The 23,190-nt window shown below is 47.1% G+C and carries 26 protein-coding genes; 11 read left to right on the plus strand and 15 right to left on the minus strand.

The window, feature by feature from the left end:
• Positions 1–153 precede the first annotated feature (153 nt).
• The 3 genes from JGK39_RS22265 (at position 154) to cobA (ending at position 2,520) form a co-directional block, all read left to right on the plus strand.
• Complete coding sequence (locus JGK39_RS22265) at positions 154–837, plus strand: manganese catalase family protein (protein WP_293257782.1); 684 nt, start codon at positions 154–156, stop codon at positions 835–837.
• Positions 838–979: 142 nt separating this feature from the next.
• On the plus strand, positions 980–1,714 hold the full coding sequence (locus tag JGK39_RS22270; protein WP_293257825.1) for a sirohydrochlorin chelatase: 735 nt from the start codon (positions 980–982) through the stop codon (positions 1,712–1,714).
• Positions 1,711–2,520, plus strand: coding sequence for a uroporphyrinogen-III C-methyltransferase (gene cobA / locus JGK39_RS22275; RefSeq protein ID WP_293257779.1), 810 nt, complete (start codon positions 1,711–1,713; stop codon positions 2,518–2,520). The genes JGK39_RS22270 and cobA overlap by 4 nt, the downstream gene beginning before the upstream one ends.
• A gap of 155 nt (positions 2,521–2,675) precedes the next feature.
• On the opposite strand, the gene JGK39_RS22280 is transcribed toward cobA, so the two are convergent.
• Positions 2,676–4,928, minus strand: coding sequence for a transglycosylase domain-containing protein (locus JGK39_RS22280; protein WP_293257776.1), 2,253 nt, complete (start codon positions 4,926–4,928; stop codon positions 2,676–2,678).
• Between JGK39_RS22280 and JGK39_RS22285 the strand changes: the two genes are divergently transcribed.
• Complete coding sequence (locus JGK39_RS22285) at positions 4,872–5,213, plus strand: hypothetical protein (RefSeq protein ID WP_293257828.1); 342 nt, start codon at positions 4,872–4,874, stop codon at positions 5,211–5,213. The genes JGK39_RS22280 and JGK39_RS22285 overlap by 57 nt on opposite strands.
• 61 nt (positions 5,214–5,274) lie before the next feature.
• On the opposite strand, the gene JGK39_RS22290 is transcribed toward JGK39_RS22285, so the two are convergent.
• The 7 genes from JGK39_RS22290 to JGK39_RS22320 all read right to left on the minus strand — a co-directional run bounded on the left by JGK39_RS22290 (position 5,275) and on the right by JGK39_RS22320 (position 7,669).
• A complete protein-coding gene (locus JGK39_RS22290) occupies positions 5,275–5,511 on the minus strand; it encodes a hypothetical protein (RefSeq protein ID WP_293297408.1) in 237 nt (78 codons plus the stop codon).
• A gap of 35 nt (positions 5,512–5,546) precedes the next feature.
• Entirely contained in the window at positions 5,547–5,669 is a 123-nt protein-coding gene (locus JGK39_RS22295) for a photosystem II reaction center protein J (protein ID WP_293257770.1), read from the minus strand.
• A gap of 69 nt (positions 5,670–5,738) precedes the next feature.
• Positions 5,739–5,861 (minus strand): photosystem II reaction center protein L, encoded by a 123-nt coding sequence (locus JGK39_RS22300; RefSeq protein WP_015176850.1) that lies wholly within the window; start codon positions 5,859–5,861, stop codon positions 5,739–5,741.
• A gap of 9 nt (positions 5,862–5,870) precedes the next feature.
• Positions 5,871–6,008 carry a cytochrome b559 subunit beta gene (gene psbF, locus JGK39_RS22305; protein ID WP_006635504.1) on the minus strand — a complete coding sequence of 46 codons (138 nt, stop codon included), beginning with the start codon at positions 6,006–6,008 and terminating at the stop codon, positions 5,871–5,873.
• 20 nt (positions 6,009–6,028) lie between these two features.
• Positions 6,029–6,277 (minus strand): cytochrome b559 subunit alpha, encoded by a 249-nt coding sequence (psbE, locus tag JGK39_RS22310; protein WP_293257752.1) that lies wholly within the window; start codon positions 6,275–6,277, stop codon positions 6,029–6,031.
• A 56-nt stretch (positions 6,278–6,333) separates the two neighbouring features.
• Positions 6,334–7,347 carry a photosynthesis system II assembly factor Ycf48 gene (locus tag JGK39_RS22315; protein WP_293257749.1) on the minus strand — a complete coding sequence of 338 codons (1,014 nt, stop codon included), beginning with the start codon at positions 7,345–7,347 and terminating at the stop codon, positions 6,334–6,336.
• Positions 7,334–7,669 carry a rubredoxin gene (locus JGK39_RS22320; protein WP_293257746.1) on the minus strand — a complete coding sequence of 112 codons (336 nt, stop codon included), beginning with the start codon at positions 7,667–7,669 and terminating at the stop codon, positions 7,334–7,336. Before JGK39_RS22320 ends, JGK39_RS22315 begins: the two co-directional genes overlap by 14 nt.
• A gap of 366 nt (positions 7,670–8,035) precedes the next feature.
• Between JGK39_RS22320 and ndhC the strand changes: the two genes are divergently transcribed.
• From ndhC to JGK39_RS22335, 3 genes are read left to right on the plus strand one after another with little or no spacing between them, the layout of a single operon-like run.
• The gene (gene ndhC, locus JGK39_RS22325; protein ID WP_006635500.1) at positions 8,036–8,398 is read left to right on the plus strand and encodes a photosynthetic/respiratory NAD(P)H-quinone oxidoreductase subunit C; all 363 of its coding nucleotides are present in this window, start codon (positions 8,036–8,038) and stop codon (positions 8,396–8,398) included.
• Positions 8,389–9,111 carry a photosynthetic/respiratory NAD(P)H-quinone oxidoreductase subunit K gene (gene ndhK / locus JGK39_RS22330; protein WP_293257743.1) on the plus strand — a complete coding sequence of 241 codons (723 nt, stop codon included), beginning with the start codon at positions 8,389–8,391 and terminating at the stop codon, positions 9,109–9,111. The genes ndhC and ndhK overlap by 10 nt, the downstream gene beginning before the upstream one ends.
• Positions 9,104–9,607, plus strand: a complete 504-nt coding sequence (locus tag JGK39_RS22335) for an NAD(P)H-quinone oxidoreductase subunit J (protein ID WP_293257740.1) — start codon at positions 9,104–9,106, stop codon at positions 9,605–9,607. The genes ndhK and JGK39_RS22335 overlap by 8 nt, the downstream gene beginning before the upstream one ends.
• A gap of 293 nt (positions 9,608–9,900) precedes the next feature.
• On the opposite strand, the gene JGK39_RS22340 is transcribed toward JGK39_RS22335, so the two are convergent.
• Entirely contained in the window at positions 9,901–10,809 is a 909-nt protein-coding gene (locus JGK39_RS22340; protein WP_293257737.1) for a restriction endonuclease, read from the minus strand.
• A 288-nt stretch (positions 10,810–11,097) separates the two neighbouring features.
• On the opposite strand from JGK39_RS22340, the gene JGK39_RS22345 reads away from it, so the two are divergent.
• Both JGK39_RS22345 and JGK39_RS22350 read left to right on the plus strand, forming a co-directional pair.
• Positions 11,098–11,724, plus strand: coding sequence for a restriction endonuclease (locus JGK39_RS22345; RefSeq protein ID WP_293257734.1), 627 nt, complete (start codon positions 11,098–11,100; stop codon positions 11,722–11,724).
• A gap of 32 nt (positions 11,725–11,756) precedes the next feature.
• Complete coding sequence (locus JGK39_RS22350) at positions 11,757–13,220, plus strand: class I SAM-dependent methyltransferase (RefSeq protein ID WP_293257731.1); 1,464 nt, start codon at positions 11,757–11,759, stop codon at positions 13,218–13,220.
• Between the two features lie 51 nt (positions 13,221–13,271).
• Here JGK39_RS22350 and JGK39_RS22355 read toward each other — a convergent pair whose 3' ends face one another.
• The 3 genes from JGK39_RS22355 to JGK39_RS22365 all read right to left on the minus strand — a co-directional run bounded on the left by JGK39_RS22355 (position 13,272) and on the right by JGK39_RS22365 (position 17,632).
• Positions 13,272–14,123 (minus strand): methyltransferase domain-containing protein, encoded by an 852-nt coding sequence (locus JGK39_RS22355; protein WP_293257727.1) that lies wholly within the window; start codon positions 14,121–14,123, stop codon positions 13,272–13,274.
• Positions 14,124–14,177: 54 nt separating this feature from the next.
• A complete protein-coding gene (locus tag JGK39_RS22360) occupies positions 14,178–15,443 on the minus strand; it encodes an ABC transporter permease (RefSeq protein ID WP_293257723.1) in 1,266 nt (421 codons plus the stop codon).
• Between the two features lie 368 nt (positions 15,444–15,811).
• The gene (locus tag JGK39_RS22365) at positions 15,812–17,632 is read right to left on the minus strand and encodes an efflux RND transporter periplasmic adaptor subunit (protein ID WP_293257721.1); all 1,821 of its coding nucleotides are present in this window, start codon (positions 17,630–17,632) and stop codon (positions 15,812–15,814) included.
• A 172-nt stretch (positions 17,633–17,804) separates the two neighbouring features.
• Between JGK39_RS22365 and JGK39_RS22370 the strand changes: the two genes are divergently transcribed.
• Positions 17,805–18,065, plus strand: coding sequence for a hypothetical protein (locus tag JGK39_RS22370; RefSeq protein WP_293257718.1), 261 nt, complete (start codon positions 17,805–17,807; stop codon positions 18,063–18,065).
• Between the two features lie 60 nt (positions 18,066–18,125).
• Here JGK39_RS22370 and JGK39_RS22375 read toward each other — a convergent pair whose 3' ends face one another.
• The 3 genes from JGK39_RS22375 to JGK39_RS22385 all read right to left on the minus strand — a co-directional run bounded on the left by JGK39_RS22375 (position 18,126) and on the right by JGK39_RS22385 (position 21,793).
• Positions 18,126–18,752, minus strand: a complete 627-nt coding sequence (locus JGK39_RS22375) for a Uma2 family endonuclease (RefSeq protein WP_293257716.1) — start codon at positions 18,750–18,752, stop codon at positions 18,126–18,128.
• A gap of 96 nt (positions 18,753–18,848) precedes the next feature.
• Entirely contained in the window at positions 18,849–20,117 is a 1,269-nt protein-coding gene (locus tag JGK39_RS22380) for a pitrilysin family protein (protein ID WP_293257822.1), read from the minus strand.
• A gap of 410 nt (positions 20,118–20,527) precedes the next feature.
• Positions 20,528–21,793, minus strand: coding sequence for a pitrilysin family protein (locus tag JGK39_RS22385; protein ID WP_293257714.1), 1,266 nt, complete (start codon positions 21,791–21,793; stop codon positions 20,528–20,530).
• Positions 21,794–22,148: 355 nt separating this feature from the next.
• Between JGK39_RS22385 and JGK39_RS22390 the strand changes: the two genes are divergently transcribed.
• On the plus strand, positions 22,149–23,177 hold the full coding sequence (locus JGK39_RS22390; protein ID WP_293257712.1) for a hemerythrin domain-containing protein: 1,029 nt from the start codon (positions 22,149–22,151) through the stop codon (positions 23,175–23,177).
• Positions 23,178–23,190 lie beyond the last annotated feature (13 nt).

Here is a 23,190-nt window from a genome sequence, read left to right on the forward strand (position 1 = left end):
TACCTGAAAGCAGAGAAATGGCTCCCGCTAGATGTATCCAGCGAGCGAGGTTCCAGGAGCTCGCTTGTCGCACAATGGATGCTGAAGGTGAACACTGTTAAAGCCTGCAATCAAAACGGCTTTAACAACCGAATTAAATAGAGGTATCGAGCCGTGTTTTTTCATAAAAAACCACTGATGTCTGCGGTAAAAGTAGACGAAGCAAACCCGCGTTTTGCCCAATTGCTCCTAGAACAGTTTGGCGGAGCAACCGGAGAACTGACAGCAGCTTTGCAATACTGGGTGCAGTCCTTTCACTGTGAAGATCCAGGAATTAAGGATATGCTGCAAGATATTGCGATCGAAGAATTTAGCCACTTAGAAATGGTAGGCAAACTCATCGAAATGCACACCAAAAACGTTGACCAAACAGATGCTTACAAAAGCACATTGTTTGCAGTGCGCGGCGTAGGCCCGCACTTGTTGGACAGTCAAGGTCAAGCTTGGACGGGTGCTTATGTCAACGAAGGCGGCGATGTCGTGCGGGATTTGCGCGCTAATATCGGTGCGGAAGCCGGAGCTCGCCAAACCTACGAAGAGTTGATTAAACTAGCGCCGGATACGGGAACGAAAGAGACGCTGCACTTCCTGCTGACTCGGGAAATTTCTCACACTCAAATGTTCATGAAAGCTCTCGAAGCGATGGGCAAACTCACGGATCCGCTGTTCGGCAACATTCCGCCAGATTCCACGGTAGACCTCTACTTTAACTTGTCTACAAATGGCAAGGACGAACGCGGCCCTTGGAACTCTGAACCTACTTTTCAGTACATCGCCGAACCAAGCCCGAGAGCTTAATTCGATCGTTGTTTTGTTGTGCAGGGTGCGCGAGTTGAGAGATGCCGGCGAAATGTCGAGTAACTTTCAACTCGCGCACCCTGCGGTGTTATAATTATTTGAAATTTCCCGATCGACCATTAAGATCGAATCCCTATTGAAATTGCGATCGACCTATTTATTAGTCTCCCACGGCAGCCGCGACCCCAGACCCCAAGTAGCTTTGGAAAAACTCGGTCAACTGCTGTCTCAAAAATGGCCCGACTCGTTCCCCGCAGTCGCCACGGCCACCCTAGAACTCGGCCCCGCGCCGCTGCACGAACAAATTTGCAGTTTTGGCGAACGCACCCTGTCGCTAGGATTTACTCAATTGCAAATCCTGCCCGTATTTCTATTACCGGGAGTGCACGTCGCCGAAGACATACCCGCTGAGGTGGAAATTGCCCAAAAATTTTTTGGTTCCCGGTTAAAAATAGAAGTACGCCCGCATTTAGGTTCCCAAGCAGCAGGCTTAACAAACTTGCTAAAAACTCAGATGCAAGAGGTGGCTTTTCTCCCCAATTTGCTGTTACCAAAATGGATTTTACTATCTCACGGCAGCCGCCGCCCTGGAGGTAACTCGACAGTTGAAGAAATCGCCAGCCAACTCGGCGCCGAGACAGCTTATTGGTCGGTAAAGCCGAGTTTGGAAGAACGAATTGACAGTTTGGTTCGCGGTGGACAGCAGCAAATAGGAATTGTGCCATACTTCTTATTTAACGGAGGAATTACAGATGCGATCGCCAAAAATGTCGCACAGCTAAAACAGCAATTTCCCACGGCAGAGATTCATCTCGCAAATCCTCTAGGCGCAAGTGTAGAATTAGCACACTTAATAAGGAATTTAATTCAAAAATGAACCGCCCAGACACAGAAGACGTAAAGGAAGCCAGAAAAATGTCTTTAGGTAAAGTGTATTTAGTAGGTGCGGGGCCTGGAGACCCGGGTTTGATGACTTTGAAGGGAAAAGCTCTGTTAGAGTGCGCGGATGTGGTAATTTACGACGCTTTAGTCAGCCCTCAAATTTTGGCAGTAATCAACCCGCAAGCAGAACGAATTGATGCCGGCAAACGCAAAGGCCGTCACTCGTTGATACAAGACGAAACTACTCAGCTATTGATAGAAAAAGCTGGAGATAATGCGATCGTAGTTCGTCTCAAAGGCGGCGATCCGTTTATTTTCGGCCGCGGCGGCGAAGAAATGGAAGAGTTGGTGAAAGCTGGAGTTGCGGTGGAAGTTGTACCCGGTGTCACTTCTGGAATTGCGGCCCCGGCTTATGCGGGAATTCCTCTGACACACCGATCGTACAGTTCGTCAGTCACCTTTGTCACCGGCCACGAATCGGCGGGAAAATATCGGCCAGAGGTTAATTGGCAGGCGATCGCCCGCGGCTCCGAAACCATTGTAGTATACATGGGAATCCACAATTTGTCTCACATTATCGGCCAGTTGACAGCAGCCGAATTGAGTGCAGAAACGCCCGTAGCCTTAGTGCGCTGGGGAACGCGGCCGGAACAAGAAGAATTGATCGGCACTTTGAGTACAATTGTAGAGCAAGTTGAGGCGACTGGATTTGCAGCCCCGGCGATCGCCGTCATCGGAAATGTCGTCAATTTGCACTCGATATTATCTGGCTGTCGGCCAGTTTCCCTGACTGTAAAATAAGCGCAGAGATTGCCCCTAAATCCTCCTAGGGTGCGCAGTGCGCACCTTACTGCTAAATCCTCCTAGGGTGCGCAGTGCGCACCTTACTGCTAAATCCTCCTAGGGTGCGCACTGCGCACCTTACCTACTACTTTTGATGCGTCTGTGCTAATGACTTAACGCGCCACCTGCCGCATATATTCCCCCCACAACTGAGCCGCATTTGCACTACCTCCGCCAGTCGGAGAATTATCGTCATTTCCCAACCAAACTCCTGTCACCATTTGCTGGCTGGGAATATAACCCACAAACCACAAATCTTTATTATCATTAGTCGTGCCTGTTTTTCCAGCTTCTCCCAACCCCAAAGCAGCACTGCTTCCCGTACCTCCCCGCACCACACCTTGCAGCATATCAGTCATCGTATCGGCGACGCCTTCAGAAACTAACTGCCGGTTGGCAATCCCATCTTTTTGATAGTCATAAATCACGCGACAACTTTTAAAATTATTGCGATCTTTGCAATCGCTGCTGTCAATAATTCGCTTGATTACGTGGGGGCGATTCCCCAAACCCCGATTCGCTAAAACCCCGAACGCACCCGTTAATTGCAATACGTTAACTTCACTTTCACCTAATACCAAACCCGGGGAAGAACGCAGGGGAGATGTAATTCCCAAACGTCTTGCCATTCCCACTACATTGTCTAAACCGACATCTTGTGCTACTCTCAAAGCAATGGGATTTTCTGACTGTGCTAAACCCCGATACATATCAGCGCTACCGCTGGTTCTGGCGCAGCCATTGTAACTTTGTCCTCCCCAAGAAAGCGGCTCGCAAGAATAGGTTTTGCTGGGTGGGATTCCGCGTTCTAGGGCTGCTGTATACGCAAAAATTTTAAATGTAGAACCGGGCTGTCTCAAGGCTTGAGTAGCTCGATTAAACTGACTTTGCAAATAATCTACGCCTCCAACTAAAGCTAAGACTTCCCCGGTTGCAGAATTGAGAGTTACTACGGCTCCTTGAGAAAAACCGGCACTCGCTCCGGCATTTTCTACGGCATTTTTTAGGGAAGATTCAGCTACTTTTTGCAGGCCGGGATTCAAGCCTGTTTCTACAATAAAATTGCCTTCTCTGGCTAACTGCTCCCCCAGCAAAAACTCCAATTCGTCAAAGACATAATTGTAGAAATAAGGCGCGATCGTACTTTGCAGGTATTGGCGGGCTTTGGGATTGATGTCAATTCGCGATCGCCTCGCGCGATCGGCTTCTTCCTGAGAAACAGTCCCCATGGCGCGCATCCGTTCGATCACCCGATCGCGGTACTGCACCGCCAACTGATAATTTTGAATCGGGTTAAAACTGTTTGGTGCCGGCAAAATACCCGCTAAAGTCGCTGCCTCCGACAAGGTTAAATCCCTCGCCGACTTGCCAAAATAAAACTGAGCCGCATCCTCAAAACCGTACAGGTCAATTCCCAAAAACACTCGATTTAAATAAGTCAGTAACAGCTCATCTTTGCTGTAATAACTCTCCAGTTTCAAAGCAACTACGGCTTCCCGCAACTTGCGCCCAGCCGAATCTTGAGTTCCCACATAATCTCGAAACAAACTCCGGGCTAGCTGCTGCGTCAGAGTGCTGCCGCCTTCGCGAATTCCTCCCCCGCGAACGTTCGTCAACAGCGCCCGCAAAACGCCGATCGGATCTACGCCCAAATGCCAATTGTAGCGGCTGTCTTCCGAAGCAAGTACCGCCTTGGATAAATAAGGCGAAAAATCCTGCAATTGCTTCAATTCTAAGTGAGCGTTATTTTGAGGAGGGCGTAGGGGAGTTTGTCCGTCGCGGGCGTAAACAATCACAGGGCCATTGACGCTTCTCGGGAGAGGTCGCACTTGAAACTTGGTCGATTCAACGCCTACCAAAATAGCTATCAGAGTTGTAATTCCGCTGACACCGTACAAGCTGTAACGCAAAAATTCTAAATACCAAGGTGGCGGATCTACGTACTGAACTCTGACGGCTGCGGCGAGTTCCGGCGGCCCTAAGGTGAACACGTCTCCGTGACGGAGGGACATACTTTTAATTCGTCTTTTCCCTCTGTAAATGCCGTTGGTAGAGTCTTCGTCTTTAATTACAAAAGGTGTTCGCCGCCGAGTATCCCGCGACAGGGATAGGTGTACGTGACTGACAACGGGATTGCGAACTACAATATCTGAAGCTTTGGACGATCGACCTAGCAAATATCGATCGCCCAATAGCGGATAAACCTCAGCTTTAGCTGCACCCGCATCCTGCACCCACAGTTCGGGTACTTTGGCATTTGGTTTCAGGGCTAGCTGGTTAAAATTAACCTTGGCAATAGTCTGGACTGCTTGGGTAATCGCACCCAAGACGGTTTGAGGTTTGCGGGGCGGCTGCGGTGGGGTCATATTTCGCGATGGACTACGATCGAGCGATCGGCTCTTGCATCATTCTACTCGCAACTTTTGGCTATTTCCAAAAGCAAGTCCGATCGGGAAAAAATCGAGTTTTTATGGATATATCTGGAAAGAAACCGGGTTTCGGGCGAGATTGTACCCGTGGCTCAGAAACCGGGTTTCTCACAAAATCTCGGTTGGGTAGCTAAATATCTCGAAATAAACCCGGTTTCGGGCGAGATTGTACCCGTGGCTCAGAAACCGGGTAGGGGGCGAAAATCTCGGTTGGGTGGCTAAATATCTCGAAATAAACCCGGTTTCTGGCGAGATTGCACCAGTGGCTCAGAAACCGGGTTTCTCATAAAATCTCGGTTGGGTGGCTAAATATCTCGAAAGAAACCCGGTTTCTGGCGAGATAAATTATCATAAACTTGCCAAAATCTTCTTTCCTTCTTCTTTCTTTCCTTCTTCTTTCTTTCTTTCTTCCTTCCTTCCTTCCTTCCTTCCTTCCTTCCTTATTCCTTCTTCCCTCTTCCTTCTTCCTTCTTCCTTCTTCCTTCTTCCTTCTTTTATAATTAAAACCCCCCTTAAACAAGGAGGGTTTTAGGAATAAAATATGCCAGATTGTCCTTACATCGAAGAACCCAAACCGGCATAAGCACCGTAGAAGAAAAGTGCCACAATGCTCAGAGCACCGAGACCTGCAACAGTAGCTACCAGCCACAAAGGAATTCTGCCACTTTCACTAAACATAGCGATCACCTCACTAATTCACAGCTAAACAAATTGGATTGAACCACAGAGATTAAACTGAAACACCAGTTAGTTAAAGAAATAACTGGAGAACAAAATCCCCAACACAAAAATCAGCAACAAACCCAAATAAAGAGAAGTCCGATTTAACTCTACGGGCTGTTCGTTGGGATTAGGAACGCGCTCAGGCATTGTAAACTCCTATCGTTGAATAAATTGCATTGCTGCGATCGCGCCCAAAAAGAAAATAGTTGGGACACCTAAAGTATGAACTGCCAACCAGCGTACCGTAAAAATCGGATACGAAATTGGCTCATTGTTTGGCGTTCTGCTCGTCATTTTTCCAAATCCTTGTAAAATTACTTGCCAATGAACTGATCTACTTGTTTCTTAGCTTCAAAGCGATCCGAGATAATCGGCACTTGTTCGCGCTGCTCTGTGAAATACTGGTTAGGGCGAGGAGTTCCGAAAGCATCGTAAGCCAAACCCGTTTGCACAAACAGCCATCCAGCAATAAACAAAGCTGGAATTGTGAGGCTGTGAATTACCCAATAACGGATGCTTGTAATAATGTCCCCAAACGGACGTTCTCCAGTTGTACCGGCCATTTAGAATCCTCCTTTCAACAACAAATCGACAGACAATCTCTATTACTATTCTACTATCAAGCAGCTTGCGCTGGACTTTGATATTTAAGTAGAGTACCGCTCGCACCAATCACGAATCCGCGATCGGGGCCCATGAAGACAATCCTGTAAAAATTAGCAGGAACATCTTCAACTTCGCGGTCTTTTTGCCAAGTTTTCCCGCCGTCCAAACTGCACAGCAAATTGCCGCCGCCGCCGGCTACCCAAACTTCATTATCAGTCCGGTAAGCCATGTCTAGCAAACCCCAACTCGCTTTGCGATCGGGAAAAAACGGTTTTCCCCAACCTTCAGCATTTTCGGGATCGCTAAACTGAATCTGACCGCCGCGGGCGAGCATCCACAAACGCCCGTCTTTGGTAAAGCCCATGTTTTGCAAGCGGCGAGAACTATTGCGGTTGTGGGGTTCCCAAGCTTGTTGTCCTGGTTTCCACACGGAGTAGAAATTACCCTTCGAGGATACCGCAACATACTGCCCGTCTTCAGAGCGGTTGATATTGCGAACTACCCCAAAAGAATCCTGCACGACAGCTTTCCAATTTTTGCCGCCGTCAGAAGTCCGGTAAATCGCCCCGACATCCGTCGTCATCTCAGCCGTATTTGGGCCAATCGCCGCGATCGTACTGGGAGAACCTGGTAACTGAGAGCTCAAAGCAATCCGCGTCCAAGACTTACCCTCATCTTCTGTGTGGAGCAAAACCGAAGGCTGACCGACAATCCAGCCTTCGGAACCGGAAAAGCTCACCGACGCAAAACGCGATCTCGGCTCGTCTATATCCAGTCCGATCTGCTTCCAGTTAGTCCCGCCGTCAGTTGTTTCAAACAGAGTCGCCTCGGAACCCACAACCCAGCCGTGATCGGGATTTCCCGTAAAGGCAATATCCTGTAAATTAGCTTCCGTCGGCAAGGAAATCACCTGCCAAGGGTTGTAACTCACAGAACCGATCGTGCTGCAACTCGTACAGATGAGTGCAGCCGCCAATAACATTACAATTCGTTGCCAAAATCTCACAATCGTTTTACTGCAAACCATACATACTAAGTAACAACAAGAAACCAACGACTAAGCCGCCAAAAATCAGCAAACTTTTCTGACCTTCGGTCATGCCGTTCACACCGACACCGTAGCGCTGATTTGCCTTAAATCCGGATACCCCTTCCATCTGACCGAGATTTTGAAACATCGGCTTGCGCGCCGCGCAAACGGGACATACCCAAGTCACGGGCAAATCTTCAAAAGCCGTGCCGGGGGCTATATCAATTTTAGGATCGCCTTTTTTCGGATTGTAGACGTAGCCGCAGGCGCGGCACTCATGCCGATCGAGGGTTTTAGTCTCAGTGGCTGGATCGCTCATAGCTCCAAAAGAGTAGGTCAGCTAATCGTGAAGTACCTCAACTAAACTTCGTTCGAGTTGGGGCTTCCAACTAAAACTCATCTTAGGACGGTCTTATTCGTCTTCGAGGTTTCCCGTTTCAACCGCCGATGCCACGTTAGGGACACCACAAGGGTGTTCGACACAAAGCGTCGATGATGGTCTTACTCAGCGTCCACAGGCAGCCGCCCGTCTTCCACAGGCAGTTACAATATTAGAATATACATTAAAAATTATTGCAGAAGATGGACAATTAATCTCGATCGACTCGTAATTTTAGCTACCCAAAATCTATATAATGTAAAGACAAGTTACAGAACCCTTTCACAGAGGCAGTAATCATTCACCGTGTTTGCACTTAGCGGCTACGAGTATTTTTTAGGCTTCCTGTTAATTTCGAGCCTAGTGCCTATCCTCGCCCTCACGGCGTCTAAGGTACTGCGGCCCAAAAGTCGTCCCTACGACCGACGCACTACCTACGAATCTGGCGTCGAGCCGATCGGCGGAGCCTGGATTCAGTTCAACATCCGATATTATATGTTCGCCCTGGTCTTCGTCATCTTCGACGTAGAGACCGTCTTCCTCTACCCTTGGGCGGTTGCTTTCAACCAGCTAGGACTCTTGGCTTTTATCGAAGCCTTGTTTTTCATCACGATCCTCGTTATTGCTCTTGTCTACGCATGGCGCAAAGGAGCCTTGGAATGGTCTTAAGTTCAGAATCACAAAAATCCCTAATTGTCAATCCGGCAGAGCGCCCGCAAGTCACATCCGAATTATCAGAGAACGTCATCCTAACCACGGTTGACGACATCTATAACTGGGCGAGACTTTCGAGCCTGTGGCCGTTGCTTTACGGCACCGCTTGCTGCTTCATCGAATTTGCAGCTTTAATTGGATCGCGCTTCGACTTCGACAGATTCGGCTTAGTACCGCGATCGAGTCCGAGACAAGCTGACCTGTTAATCACCGCAGGTACAATTAGCATGAAGTACGCCCCCATCTTGGTGCGGCTGTACGAACAAATGCCCGAACCCAAATACGTCATAGCCATGGGCGCTTGCACCATCACGGGCGGAATGTTCAGCGTAGACTCGCCCACAGCAGTCAGAGGCGTTGACAAACTGATCCCCGTAGATGTGTACATACCGGGCTGTCCTCCCCGTCCAGAAGCGATTATTGATGCGATCGTCAAACTGCGAAAAAAAATCGCCAATGACTCAATGCAAGAAAGGGCAAGCTTGCTACCGACTCACCGCTACTACACCAGACCCCACAAAATGAAAGTAGTAGATGACATTTTGGACGGTAAGTATTTGTCAATTCCCGGCCGGATGGCCCCACCGAAGGAATTGACGGAAGCAATGGGAATGCCCGTACCGCCCGCCCTGCTTGCAGGACAAAAACAGGAGGTACCACGTGGCTGAGACAGAATCTGCGATTGTTGAAGCTGGGAAGGTTTCCCAGTGGTTGACTCAAAATGGCTTTGAACACGAAGCTTTGGCGGCTGATAATTTGGGCGTGGAGATATTAAAGGTCGATCGCGACTTTTTAATTCCCATGTCAACAGCACTGTACGCCTACGGGTTCAATTATATGCAGTGCCAGTGCGCCTACGACCAAGGCCCCGGAGAAGATTTAGTTAGCGTCTACCACTTGGCCAAGCTGACAGATAATGCTTCCAAGCCCGAAGAAGTCCGCGTCAAAGTATTCATTCCCCGCTCCGATCCGAGAGTTCCATCAGTCTATTGGATTTGGAAAGCAGCCGACTTCCAAGAGCGGGAATCTTACGATATGTACGGCATAGTCTACGAAGGACATCCGAATCTGAAACGGATTTTGATGAACGAAGATTGGGTAGGCTGGCCGCTGCGGAAAGATTACATTTCCCCTGATTTTTACGAATTGCAAGACGCTTATTAAGGGAGTTTTGTGAGGGCGGGTTTAGAGCATGAAATTTGACTTTTGCAGTCAAGTTTTGTGTAAAACCCGCCCTCTGTTTTTTGGCTAATTAACTGGTTCCTAGGCTCTGCCTGGGAACCAATGTCTAGAGGCTCTGCCTCGCTGGTAAAAATTGGAGGCAGAGCCGATCGATCTGCGTTCCCAGGCAGAAATTTGCCAGTTAAAAACCTCTTGATTCTTGATAAAGCTTAAACTCATTCCCGATCGGTAGGATGGTTGTGTAACCGTTGCAGAATAGGAGTACAGTCCTCTCCTCAAAGAACTTCTCTCGTTGCTTCGTCAACTCTAAACCGACGCAGGTCATCATCCCAAATGACTTTATTGTCTGACCCAAGGCCTTGCAAAAGTAATTTAGCAATTTTATTTGCACCTATCTCAATTGTTTCTTCAGTATGAACAATTTCATAGGATATCTTAAGGCATTTGAGTTCCACTGAACCAAGATTGTCAACCTCAAGTGTAATATTGGACACGTCTACATCATGCTCAACTGCACCTGGCGGCGTACTAACAGAGAATTTCATGTTTCGTTCAACAAAATCGTTTGCTTGAAAGCGCCCCTCTGGAGTATTAAAGAAAACTGGTTGATCGCGCCCTAATCTGTTTAGAGATATACCAAGAGTTTGAAGATCGTTAGCTATCTTCTGTGGATCGTCATCTTGTTTGAACTCAATATGAATCCTTGGCTGCGATGGAACGACCATATTTATATGTATATCAATTTGTCGAAGACGTCCCTCCCAATCAGATTCGCGAAACTCTCTTAGAATGACAAGACCAATCTGCTTACTTTTCGCATAGAGTTCAGCGTCTTTAGTAAATCCATTGCAGGTTACAATATATGCTTCATCCGGGTTAATATCAGCTTTCACACCGTAGAAATTTCGGATAACATCAAGTCCCACTTTATCACCAGAAATATCAAAATCTTTACATTCCACTAAAGTGCGTTGGCGTTTTCCATTGCGTTCGATGGTGACATCTATTTGATGCAAGACTCCAGAGTCGCCTCGCAGTTTGAGATCGTGGATGACTGTACCGCTTTGCTCAAGATCCTTAAAGACAAAAGCAGCAAGCCTTTCATAACGTGTACCGGACTTTGTTGATAAAATCTCAGAATAGAGATCGTGTAGCTCATCGTAACGAGATATTTGCTTAGGCATAATTACTATAAATCAGATGGCAGAGTTATTATTTCTACCGTTGCTTGTCTTCTCACCCTGACTTAGTATTCTTCCAACAGGAGTTAGACCGTGAGGAATCGGCATAATTTCCGCACCTTTATATTATATACTAAAAGTTCACATTCTAACTCTCTAAACTTGAAATCTACACCGAATAATACCAAACATGATATAACTTAGGTCACTCATAAATAGAGATTAAATCGCGTCATAACCCACCAATATTCATTAAAAGTATATGTTCATAAATTCTGCAAGACTTGCTATATGACCACTTTGACCGTAGAAATCCTTTGTTCTGAGGCCGCAATATTCTCAGCCGCAGAGTCTCAACACCCGGAACCTCTGCTTTACGGCATCACAGACGGAAAGGCTGTTGGGACATATTTGGAGCAAAAGTTCAGACTCTATCTCAAGCAGCAATATGAATTTATAGATGGCAATTCAGCAAGCGGCATCGATTTCCCAGGGATATTGGTTGACGTGAAGGTAACAAGCGTTAGGCAACCGCAGTCGTCATGTCCTTTCAAATCTGCAAGGCAAAAGATTTTTGGGCTGGGATATTCACTGATTATCTTTGTTTATGAAAAGACAGACAACAGTACGATCCGAACTGCAACGCTGAATATTTTGCATACAATTTACGTGAGTGCCGAAAGAACAGCAGATTTTCAAATGACCCGTGGAATTCGCAATATTTTAGACAATGAAGGCAACAAAGATGATTTGCTTGCTTTCATGTTTGACAAAAATCTGCCTGTTGACGAAATTGAAGCAGGTAACATTGCAGACGAAATACTGAGAAACCCACCATTGCAAGGGTTTTTGACCATTTCTAATGCGTTGCAATGGCGACTTCAGTATGGAAGAGTCATTGAGCGTGCCGGACAATAGGAAGGCGTGATAGCAGTTTACAGATTTAACTCATGAGTTCCAACGATCGCAAAACCAAACTAGAATACGGCGATTTTCAGACACCGCCAGCATTAGCACAGATGGTGTGTAGAAAATTGAGAGAACTTGATATTAACCCCAAAATCATCATTGAGCCAACTTGCGGCCTAGGTAATTTCATTCAAGCTGCTGCAAATTCCTTTCCATCCGCTAGTAAGATTATCGGAGTTGAAATAAATCAAAATTACTTAAAAGAATTCAGAGCAAAGCATCAATTGTTACAGGATGAGAGATGTGAAGTTAAGCACGGAGATTTTTTTGAGTTTGACTGGACATCATTAATCAACCATTTTAATCATAGGGTGCTGGTACTTGGCAACTTTCCTTGGGTGACAAACTCGCAACAAGGAACTATTGGCAGTGAAAATTTGCCTAAAAAAAGTAATTTTCAAAAGCACACTGGCTTAGATGCACTAACAGGTAAAAGTAACTTCGATATCTCAGAATGGATGCTGATTAAAGCGATCCACTGGTTGCAAAATCGTGACGCCACTCTGGCAATGCTTTGCAAGACTTCCGTGGCCAGAAAGTTATTGAGTTACATTCATTCAAAAAAACTTAATCTCGCTAGCTGTGCAACTTACAAAATAGATGCTAAAAAGTATTTTGATGCAAATGTTGATGCCTGTCTGTTATTCTGCAAGTTTGACTTAAGTTCACAAAACTATTTCTGCGATGTATTTAGCAGTTTAGAAAGTTCTGACTGCCATCGAATCGGATATCACAACAATCTCCTGGTTAAAGATATAGATTCTTTTAAGAAATCGAGTAATTTATATGCTGTAAAGTCAGGTACGAAATGGCGATCGGGTGTAAAGCACGACTGCTCGAATGTGATGGAGTTTCGGAAAAAGGATAATTTATTGGTCAATGGATTTGGGGAAGCTGTCGAGCTTGAGGAAACTTATCTATTTCCGCTGTTTAAAGGATCTGATGTTGCTCAAAATCGCATTAATGCTACGGATCGATATATCCTCGTTACTCAAAAATTCATCGGTGAATCAACCGAAAATATCAAAACTCTAGCTCCTAAAACCGGACGTTATCTAGAGAAGTGCGGGCAATATCTAGATAATCGGAAAAGCAAAATTTATCAAAATAACCCTCGCTTTTCGATTTTTGGAGTAGGCGATTATAGCTTCCAACCTTGGAAAATTGCGATTTGCGGGCTTTATAAAAAATTGGATTTTAGGTTAATCGGTGAAATAGCTAATAAACCTGCAATCTTCGATGATACTGTTTACTTTCTCAGCTTTGACAGCGAGAGAGTTGCACGTCAAACTTTTGAGCTTTTGAATTCACCGACAGCAATTAACTTTTATTCATCGATCGTATTTTGGGATGAAAAGCGCCCGATTAAATCTAGTATCTTAAATTGTCTGAATCTGGCACTGCTGGCAGATTTGGAATATTTAACCGCAGATGCACGCAGATAAACGCAGATGATTACAGTTAGATGTTGATTTTTCCAGGGAGATTGCAGAGGGCTATTTCCGACCAAAAACATAAAAAGTGGTGATATCGTTCCAAATTCCTTGTTCGGTTTGCAATGCTTCTAATTCAGCCTCAAACTCAGCCTTAGCTTGCGCTAATTGCTCGGTTGAAAGTGTTGACAAAGGCGGCGGATACTGTCCGGGAGCCGGATGAGAACTTCCCGCCCACATTGCTTTTGCTTTTTCCAAACTGATATAGCTACCATCTTGCTCAATTTTAATCTCTACATCCTCAAATCCTGCTTGTTCGAGCAAAGTGCGGCACTTTTCAACAGTACCTGTGGGTTTGCTCATATTGAAGGAAATGCCGTATTTTTCAGCGATTTTCTGCGTTACAACTCCCCCCACAAAAGCGGTATCGGCGAAGGCATGAATTCCCAAGATTCCGCCTGGTTTGAGAAATGTGTGCCAGTGAGTGAGTGCTGCGTGCAGATCCGACATCCAAATGAAAGCTGAAGAGCAAAAAATGCGTGAAGCGAAGCTATCCCGTAGGGAATCGCAACTATTACCTGGAAAGTCTAGATTTTCGGCATCCGCCAGCACAAATTCTGTATTGTTGAGATTTAATTCTAGAGCTTTGTTTCTGGCTACAGCAAGCATTCCAGGCGAAATATCTATGCCAATAACCCGACCTTCAGAACCGACAATTTGAGCGGCTGCGATCGCCACATGACCTGTTCCCGTTGCAATGTCTAAAACCTGCTGACCGGAACTAACTTGCCCGTATTCTACCAGACGGCGAGCAATTTGTAAATGCCAATCGCTATTATCATAGGTTTGACTTCTGCGGGTGTACAAATCTGCTATTTCTTGCTTGTATTTATCTAACTTAGGTTGGTTGTTCATCAATGTTTCTTCCTTCTTCCTTCTTCCTTCTTCCTTCTTCCTTCGGCTATAACTTCAATCATTCCGCAAAGCTGCGATCGGATCTAAGCGAGCGGCATTCCGAGCCGGCAATACTCCTGCTAATAAGCCTACGGTAAAAGATAGCCCAAAACCCGCTGCGATCGACCATACTGAAATTACAAACGGAAATTTGAACGCTGTCGCGGCCCCAAAGGCGATCGCAATTCCCAACCCAATACCCGACGTACCCCCCACCACGGATACTAACACAGATTCCGCCATAAATTGAATCAGAATTGCTGCATTAGTAGCGCCTACCGCTTTGCGAATCCCGATTTCCTTAGTGCGCTCCACCACAGACACCAACATAATATTAGCAATACCGATGCCGCCAACTACCAAAGAAATTCCGGCGATCGCTCCCACCATAACCGTAAATAAACCTATCACATTGCTGAAAGTATTAACGATCTCAACTTGATTGACAACTCGAAAATCATCCGGTTGCGGCGGATAAATATTGTGGCGCAAGCGCAGGATATTTTCCACTTGAAATTGAGCGTCCGCTAAATCCGCTTCGCCGGCAGTTTCCAACCAAAAACCCGAGATTGCAATCCCCGCTAAAGAATTTCTTCCCACAATCCGCGAAGACATATTTTTTAGGGGAATATACACTCGATCGTCCTGATCGGTTCCCCCTACAGACCCCTTGCTTTCCATCACTCCAATGACCTTGTAGCGCCCTCCCTGAATGCGAATATCCGCCGATAGCGCATTAGCTCCGGCTCCAAAAAGTTCGTCCCGCACCTTAGAACCGAGGACAACTACTGGCTCGGCGGCATTCAATTCATCCTCGTTAAAAAACCGTCCTTCTTGGGGTTGAATGTTCTTGACATCGGGATAGTTTAAATCTGTTCCCAAAATCGAAGTAAATGAATTTTGTCCGCCGTAAACGACTTGCACTTGGCGCTGCAAAAAAGCGGTAATTGCTTTGACTGCTGGAGCTTGTTTGGCGATCGCCCTAGCGTCATCCCAAGTCAGGGTAGTAGCAGAACCGCTTCCCTGACTGACACCGCCCGATCGCGAAGCGCCGGATAACACTAACAGCACATTTGTACCCAAAGCTTTTAACTGTTCTTCTGTTGATTTTTGCACTCCCTGTCCCACGGAAGTAATGGCAATTACCGAAGATATCCCAATAATTACGCCCAGCATAGTTAAACTGGTACGCAATTTGTTGTTCCACAGCGCCTCTGTCGCCATGAACGCGATTTGAACGTTTGAGATTTTGTTAATATCGGGGCGAGTCTTTAATTTCATTTGGTAATAGGTAATAGGTAATAGGTAATTGGTAATTGGTAATTGGTAATTGTCAAGCACTAATACGAGGCACGATCCGCCGGGGGTTGAAACCCCCGTCTCATAGCTAAACTCGGTTGAAACCGACTGAAAATTCGTCTGGTGATGCAGCCAGAAACGATATGATTTGTGGCACGATCCGCCGGGGGTTGAAACCCCCGTCTCATAGCTAAACTCGGTTGAAACCGACTGAAAATTCCTCTGAAACTGATGTGTATATCAACTAACTCTTCAGTCCTCTTTCAGAGGACTTTCGCTATGAGACAGGGATTTCAATCCCTGGCGGACTCTGCGACGAACCAACTAGCCCCGACTGCGCGGACTAACTATTAACGCAAACGAGTTCCACCACCCGGTTGCAAACCGGGAATTCCGCCCGATGAGGGATTTTGGGTTCTAGGCCGCAATCCGGGAGGGAAACTAATAAACACTTTTTCATTTCCTTTCAAACCCGATCGCACTTCAGTCTTGTCATCCACCGTCATACCAGTCTTAATCGGCATAAAAGCAGGTTTCCCATCTTCTCCACCCGGAACAAACACCCCCGTTTCCTTTTGTTGGCGGACAATTGCCGCCGTCGGGACTACCAAAACATTTTTGAGCTCGCCGGCTTTAAACTCCACATTTACATTCATTCCCGATCGCAGCATTTGTTTGTCATCATTAATAATTGCCGCTTTTACTTCAAAACTTGTCACATTTTGCTGGACGATCGACTGAGGCGAAATTTGACTGACTTTACCTGCAAAAGTCTTTCCCGCAAAAGCATCGGCTTGAATAGACGCAGCCTGCCCGATCCGAATCTCAGCAATATTAGTTTCTGCTACGTTTGCTACTAATTGATTTTTTGAAGCTAAGGACAAAATCGAAGAAGAAGTCGCTGAAGAAACCGCACTTCCCGCCGTCGTGGGAGTCACAAAAGCGCCCGGATCTGCGTATTTGCGGGTGACAGTGCCGCTGAAAGGAGCCCGGAGTACGGTGTCGTTTATCAGGGCTTGAACGCTTTGCAGGCTGCCTCTAGCAGAGAGAACTTGGGCGCGGGCTTGGGCGATGTCTTCCGGGCGGGAACCGGCTTCTAGCAGCGCCAAAGCTTGCTGTTTTTGCTCCAATGCGGCCCGCCCCGCAGCGATGTCTTCGGGGCGTGCGCCCGATCGCACCACCGACAAAGCCTGCTGTTTTTGCTCCAATGCGGCCCGCCCCGCAGCGATGTCTTCGGGGCGTGGGCCCGATCGCGCTAGGGCCAAAGCTTGCCGTTTTTGCTCCACGGCGGCCCTTGAAGCTGCGATTTCTTCCGGGCGTGCACCGGATTTGAGCAAAGCTACAGCTTGTTCGGCTTGTCTGACTTGCGTCCCAGTTCGATCGCGCGCGGTGCGGGAATTGTTGACAATTTGCAAAGCAATCGCCCCGGCCGCATAGAGTTCCTGATTTCTCTGAAAGTCTTCCTCTGCTTGATTTCTGGCGTATTCGGCATCTCTGAGTTTAGCGGTTGCTTGGGCGATGTCTTCAGCCCGATTGCCCTTGAGCAACTTTTGTAAATTTGCCTGTTGTTCGGCTAATTGTGCCTCGGCGGCGGCAACGTCTTGGGTTCGATTCCCGTTGAGCAATTTTTGCAGCGCTGCCTGTTGTTCTGCCACTTGTGCCTCAGCTACAGCAACGTCTTGGGTGCGATTGCCGTTGAGCAATTTTTCCAGACTTGCCTGTTGTTCTGCTAAAACTGCCTCAGCCGCAGCAATATCTTGGGTGCGATTCCCGTTGAGCAATTTTTGCAGGTTTGCTTCGGCGGCTGCGAGTTGTCCGCGAGTTTGGGTAAGTTGGCCTTGGAGGTTGGAGTCGTCCATGTAGGCGAGAATCTGCCCTTTTTCAACTTTGTCTCCTTCCTTGACAAGCAAACTTTTGAGCATTCCTGAAGTTTTGGGGCTGACGTTAACGGAACGTTCGGGCACAACTGTACCGTTTGCCGAAATTGTAATCGGCAGGTTCACCCTTTCGACAGCAACGGTTTTTTCCTTGCGCCTGGTTTCGCGGCGCTGTTTGACGGAGAGTTGGCTGTAAGCTGTGTAGCCGGCTCCTGCCAGCATTCCGGTGGCTAGGAGCCCGCTCAGCCAGGGAGTTATCCCTTTTTTAATCTGAAAGTTTTTTATGAAATACATATAATTTAGACCTGATGGGTCTGTCTAGAATTTAGACCGATCGGGAACAGAAAAGGTTCAAGTTAAGTCTGATTAAGTTTTTTTGGTGGTGCCGTTGTGTGGCAGGAGTCTTCGGATAATTAGGACATCAGCTACGATTAATCTAAAATCTCGATCGATGAGGAACGCAGACATGAGCATTCAATTAGAGTTGCCGCCGGAGTTAGAAAGTCAACTGTCTACTGAAGCTTTGCGGGTCAACCTACCTTTATCTGAATATATCTTACGTGTTTTATCGATCGGAAAAGTTCTGAGCAACCCACCTAAAACAAAAGCAGAACTTGTTGCTTATTGGCAAAGTGAAGGAGTCATCAACTCACGACCTGATATCACCGATAGTCAAGAATATGCTCGAAAGCTGCGCCAGAGGGCCGAAACACGGACACAAACATAAGAAACGCTATGTACCTTTTAAATATCGACCTTACATCGGAGCAGTCAAATTATAGTGATTTTACCTGCCAGCCATCAACACCTGTTCAGCAGTCAGTTTTAAATCTGGGAAAGTTAGAGAGACAATGGTTTGATTGCCCCGAATCTGCTGAATTTGATATTCCCCATTCACTAAAGTGCAGATTGAGAGGGTGGGTTGTTTGGGCTTCCCAATGTGTTGAGTACCGCCCAATCCTGCGTAGTCTGCAATCCAATATTCAGGAATACCTAAAACTGCGTAGTCTTCGACTTTACGAGAATAGTCATTTTGCCAGTTACTACTAACAACTTCCGCCACAAATTTAATCGAACTGCCCAGTGTTAGAATCGACTCACCAGACCAAAGCAGTTCTTTAGTAAGTTCATCGCGATCGACAACTGCAACATCAGGTCGAAATGCTGTCATACCAATATTTGAAGGGCGCAATAGTCCCCGCTGAAGGACAAACCAAGGTAAGCCTGTTCCGTCGATCTGGACACATATTTTTGTGGTAATGAAGGCTGCAACCTCCTCATGAGGGCCTGTGGGTTCCAAGTCGAATACCTCTCCATCGATCAGCTCATAGCGATTATCGCCACCATAACGGGCGATAAACTCGTCAAAGCTGAGTGGTTTCTGTTGTATTGGTTGGTCGATCGCAATGGTCATAGCTCAACTTAGCCCAATCAATTCCTTTAGTCTATCAGATGGACAAACTGGTTAGATCGATCGAACTTTTCACAAGTTCGATCGCCCATTTCCTCCTTAACAAACAGCAGCCACGCCCAACTCTGTAATCGCCGCCTCCGGGCCCACCAAAGAAATATACGGTTCGACGAAGTATTTGTGAGCAGCTTCCCGAGCTTCCGCAGTTGTAACTGCTGCAATTTCTGCTTGGAATTCCTGGTCAAATTTAATTCCCAATTCCAGAATTTCGTACCAGCCTAAAACTTGGGCAATTTGCGAATTAGTTTGTTTTCCTAAAGCATATTGACCGAGCATTTTATTCTTGCAAGCTTGCAATTCTTCCTCGCTTAGTTGGATGTTGGCGAGCCGATCGACCTCAGTCCGCAATCCTTCAAAAGCAGTCACCGTATTTTCCGGCGCCGTACCCATGTACGCGACAAACTGAGCCGTGTCCAGGCGCGTCGCGTAGAGCGCGGAAACGTCGTAAGCCAAGCCCCGCTTTTCCCGCAATTCCACAAACAACCGGCTCGACAAACCGTTACCCAAATAGGTATTGAGCAACTTAATTGCTGCGTAGTCGGGATTTTTGACCGAGGGTGCGAGGTAGCCCAGCATAATCACTGATTGCTGGGTTTCTTGCGCTTTAGCCACGGATTGCGGGGAGGCTGTGAGGGGGGGAACGGTTAAAGTTGGCAGGGGTGTTAAAGGCGCTTTCCAGTCTTCAAACGTGCGATCGATCAGGGCGATCGCATCTTCGGTAGATATTCTGCCGGCTACCGAAATAACTACGTTGTCGGGACGGAAATAGGTTTTGTGGAACTGTTCGAGCTCGTTTCTGGTGAGCTTTGACATCGTAGCTTCCGTGCCCAAGGTAGAGAAAGCATAGGGATGATCCTTGTACATCGCGTGCCGCAATTGCTCGAAGGCGATCGAAAACGGTTGTTCTTGTTGCGATCGAATTGCTGATATGGCGATGCGGCGTTCGAGTTCCACTTCCGCTTCCGGGAAAGTGGGCGATCGCAGCAATTCCGCAGCCAACTCCAAAATGTCTTGAAAATCCGCAACAACCGTCTTCAAACTCACTAAAAAGTAATCTGTAGTCGAGTCGGTACTCAGTCTCGCTCCCACCGATTCTACACGTTCGGCAATTTCCAGCGAAGACAGGCGATCGGTTCCCTTAGTCATTACCGCCGACAGCAAGTGACACAATCCTGCTTGTTCCGGCTGTACGCAGCGGCTACCGGCGCGCAGGAATATCCTAGCTGCAATAATATCTGCTGCTGGATTTTCTGATGCTAAGACAACCATACCGTTGTCTAAAACCGTGCGCTGAATTTCATTTTTCATCATTAATTTAGTTAGTAATTGGGAATCGGTAATAGGGAATCGGTAATGGGTAATTGGTAATTGATAATTACTCGATCGCCATTTTGCTATTTTCCATTTGCATTTTGGTCTGCGGTCAGACTTAGTAGGGCTTGACGCACAATATCTAAATGTAACAAAATCTACCTGTAGGGTGCGCACTGCGCACAAAAAACCCTGACGCACAACGTCTAAATGTAACAACATCTATCCCGTAGGGTACACACTGCGTATAGAAAACCCCCGAAAAACGCCAAACATCTATCCGGTACAAAAAATATTTATTTCATCCATTTAAGGGTCAGTCAACCGATGCGGTGCGCATTGCGCACCCTACAAGCTCACTGGTGGTAGTAACCAGTAACAACTAACCAATAACAACTAACCAATAACTAAACTGGCTTGAGCGCCACAGCCGCGTAGCGCCGGGGTGAGAGATATTGTTGAGCTAGACGCTGGAGGTCTGATGGCTTAAATGACTGAATCCTGGTAGGATAGCTGAGCGCTAATTCGGCAGTGGCGATCGTACTGTAATATCCGTAAAGACCCGCTAACTGTCCCGGCGTTTCGAGGGAGAAAGCAAAGTCGTTGCACAGCAAACGCTTGCAGCGCATCAGTTCTGCCTCCGAAACCGGCTCAGATTGCAGTTCCCAAAGCCGATCGCAAATCCGAGCTTCCACCTGTTCTAGATCCTTCGCTTCCAAGACTGCACTAATCGTAAACAAACTCGATTCCCGCTGTAGCGAGAAAGAGCTTTCGATCGCCTGTACCAATTGTAATTCTTCCCGCAGTTGGCGGACTAAACGCGAAGTCCGCCCATCTGCGAGCAACACAGAGATCAAATCCAAGCCGCAAGCATTTTGCAAGTGTTCAACTCCCGGCCCACTCCAGGCCATCATCAGCCGCGCTTGTTCCAATCGGGGGAGGCGGAGTTCCTGACGGCGAATTTCTACTAGCGGCGGTTCGGCTTCGGCGACAAATTTAGGACAATCCCATCTGTCAGAAAACTGCTCGAATGCTTGGAGGGTGATATCTCGGGCTTGTTCTTCCTCAATTCCCCCGACTATCACCACAGTCATATTTTCCGGTTGATAGTGCTCTCGGTGAAAACACCGCATTTCGTGGGGAGTGCGCGACATCAGCAATTCTTCCGTCCCCAGTACCGATCGCCTGTAGGGATGCTGCTGGTAAACTGTTTCCATCATTGCTTGGAAACCGAGCCAATCGGGGTCATCTTGAGCTTGACGGATTTCTTCGAGCACCACATCTCGCTCGCGATCGAATTCCGCATCCGGAATCGAAGCGCGCAGCAGCAATTCTGCTAGCGGCTGCGCCGTTTCTGCTAAATAATCGGCCCGGGCGTTGACATAAAAATGGGCGTAGTCGTGACTTGTAGCTGCGTTGGCGACACCGCCGCGATTTTCGATTACCTGGTCAAATTCTCCAGGGGCGATCGCATCCGTCCCTTTAAATATCATGTGTTCCAGAAAATGAGCCATTCCCGACCAAGAATCCGGCTCCTTCGTAGCGCCAGCCTTCACCCACACGTCTAGCGCAACCACCGGTGTGGCCTCTAGGCGCTGGTGAATGACCGTTAACCCATTGTGCAGCTTCCAGACATTGGCTGGGAACTCTAAAGCAGCGAGCAGTTGAGACAAGCTAGTTATTCTTAAACTTCAGTTAACTTCGGCTTCAACTATAGTAGCGCTTTACTGATGTGCGATCGGGATTAATTGATACAAAAGTCAGTTGTCAGTTGACTGTTGACTGTTGACTGTTGACTGCTGACTGTTGTCAGCGGGCTGTTGTCAGTCGGCTGTGGGCTGTTGTCATTCAGGAAGTAATTTTTGCTTTGTTTCAAACAGCCTCAAATTACTACCATTTTTTCGCTCAAAAGTCAATAGCTTGCGCGGGTGATCAATGAATCAGTCGGGAGAAAGAGGAAGTTATCAGAATATTTCAATAAATTAAAAGATGTAAGAACACTAAAAACATCGAGAGGAGAAACGACAGATGGTAGCTACCCTAGAAGATACCAAGCGCCAAGCGATCGCGATGAAATTAGCAGACATGAAAGCGCTGCAAAACCTGCTGATCGCCAACGAGCAATTGTTCATCAATTCCTGCAACGACTCCGAACTGTGCGATCGCTTCCGGGATATGCTGGAGGACGATCGCAAAAACATGGGCGTATTGGAAACCACCATCATCCAATACGGGATTCAAGCTGAACCGAAAGAAACCACCACAAAAATGATTAAAGAAGTTCAGAAACTCATGGAAGGTTCTGAACTCACAATGTTTGAAAAAGTCGGTCAGCACGAACTGCTCAAACACAAACAAACAATGGCCGGCTTGTTAATTCACAAAGCCGCTCAAGTAGTTGGCGCCGACATCGAAGCCGCCATTACTCCCCTCAACACAGTTAACTTTGAAAACCGCGCCCACCAAGAACAACTCAAAGGAGTTCTCGAAATTTTAGGAGTGCGCGAACTCACCGGAAAAGACCCCGATCAAGGCGTGTGGGCCCGCGTCCAAGATGCAATGGCTGCGATGACCGGCATCATCGGCGGTGCAGTTACCCGCACCAAAGAAGAGATGAACATCACCGAAATCATCGCAATGGATCACCGCAAAGTCGATACCCTATTTATGGAAATCGAAAAAACCGACGATCCTCAAAAACTGCAAGAATTCTTCGGTCAACTTTACAAAGACTTAAGCGTTCACTCAGAAGCCGAAGAACAAATTGTTTATCCCGCAGTTCGCAGCTACTACGGCGATACTCAAGAACTGTACGACGAGCAAGCACAAATGAAGCAGATGCTCGCCCAAATCAAGGCTCTCAACCCGAGTTCTTCTGATTTCAAAGGTCAACTGCAACAGCTCAAAGCAGCCGTTCAGGATCACGTCAAGCAAGAAGAAAACGATATGTTCCCTCAAATTCGCCGCAACCTGAGCGAAGCACAAATGGAACAAATGGCTACTCAATTTAAAGCAGCCAAAAGCACGATCCAGCAAGAAATGGCTAAGATGAGCTAATTCAGCAGCCCGC

Origin of the sequence: Microcoleus sp. PH2017_12_PCY_D_A, assembly GCF_020738565.1 — a bacterium.
Taxonomy (GTDB): Bacteria; Cyanobacteriota; Cyanobacteriia; order Cyanobacteriales; family Microcoleaceae; genus Microcoleus.